Raw genomic sequence first — 1,438 nt, forward strand, 5'->3', positions numbered from 1 at the left:
ACTACCCAAAGCCGCCTGGATCAACCAACCCATCGAAGATCAACAACCAGTCAACTAAACACAACCCGTCTCAGTTTGACTTGACAACTACCGGACGACGGCTGCGGAAGGTGTCGCTGACGGGTGAATTCTGACCCTGTGTGGACGGGCGAAAATGGACCCACTCCCTGACAAGTAGGGAGTGATCAGTGTGTGGAGGACTGGGCAGAGATTCGTCGGCTGCATCGGTGTGAGGACATGCCGATCAGGGTGATCGCTCGCAGGCTGGGGATTGGCCGGAACACGGTGCGCCGGGCGTTGGCGGCTGAGGGGCCGCCGCGGTATCAGCGGGCGGCCAAGGGCTCGGTCGTGGATGCGGTGGAGCCGGAGATTCGGGCGTTGTTGGCGCAGTGGCCGACGATGCCGGTGCAGGTGATCGCCGAGCGGATCGGCTGGCAGCGGGGCATGACGGTGCTCAAGGACCGGGTGCGGGAGTTGCGGCCGTTGTTTCTGCCGCCGGATCCGGTGTCGCGGACGGTGTATCAGCCCGGTGAGCTGGCGCAATGCGATCTGTGGTTCCCGCCGGTGGACATTCCGCTGGGGTTCGGGCAGGTGGGGCGCCCGCCGGTGCTGGTCATAGTGTCGGGCTATTCGCGGGTGATCACCGCGAGGATGATCCCGTCCCGGCAGGGCCCGGATCTTTTGGCCGGGCATTGGGCGCTGCTGTCGGGCTGGGGCCGGGTGCCCAGGACGCTGGTATGGGACAACGAGTCCGCAGTCGGGTTCCGCAAGGCCGGGCGGCCGGTGCTGACCGAGGCGATGAACGCCTTCCGCGGAACGCTGGGGATCGCGGTGATCCAGTGCCGCCCTGGTGATCCGGAAGCCAAGGGCCTGGTGGAGCGCGCCAACGGCTATCTGGAGACCTCGTTTCTGCCCGGCCGCAGCTTCACCGGACCGGCCACGGACAACGCCCAGGTCAGCAACACTGAAGGATTTCTGAAGCGTTACGGGGTCGCCACCACGCACCCCGCCTCTTCGCCGCCGGATTTGTTGGCCGTGATGATCAGCGGCACCCTTCCGTGGCTGTTGGCGAACTCGCGGTAGGCGTCCACCGGGTCCATGAAAGAGTTGCGGCTGCTGCTGCCGACGAGCGGTCTCCGGCATCACCGGGAAACCGGCTACTGCGGCAATCCTGGCGTGATCACATTTTACCCGGAAACGACTCGCGGGCCCCGGCGGTCGGCTCTGAGCCTCGGATCCGTCCGCGGTGCCCTTTTTCTTCTATTGTCCGGACTAAAGGGGCTTATTTGTCGGTCTTTCGTGGCGGAATGCCGTGTTGGCTGGCATCGTCACTCCGGTTTCGCGTGCGCTACACCGCATGCGCGCATGACGAGAAGCGGTGAGGGGCGATGTCTGGTCAGCAACGTTGGTTTTTGCTGGCGGCCCCACCGTTGCGGAG

Annotated in this window: 1 pseudogene; it reads left to right on the top strand. The window is 65.0% G+C overall.

The features are described from left to right. Nucleotides 1-192: 192 nt before the first annotated feature. Nucleotides 193-957 (top strand): annotated as a pseudogene (istA, locus tag ACWDKQ_RS36140) (IS21 family transposase); the annotation flags it as partial. Nucleotides 958-1,438 lie beyond the last annotated feature (481 nt).

The sequence above is a fragment of the Saccharopolyspora sp. NPDC000995 genome, from assembly GCF_053599315.1.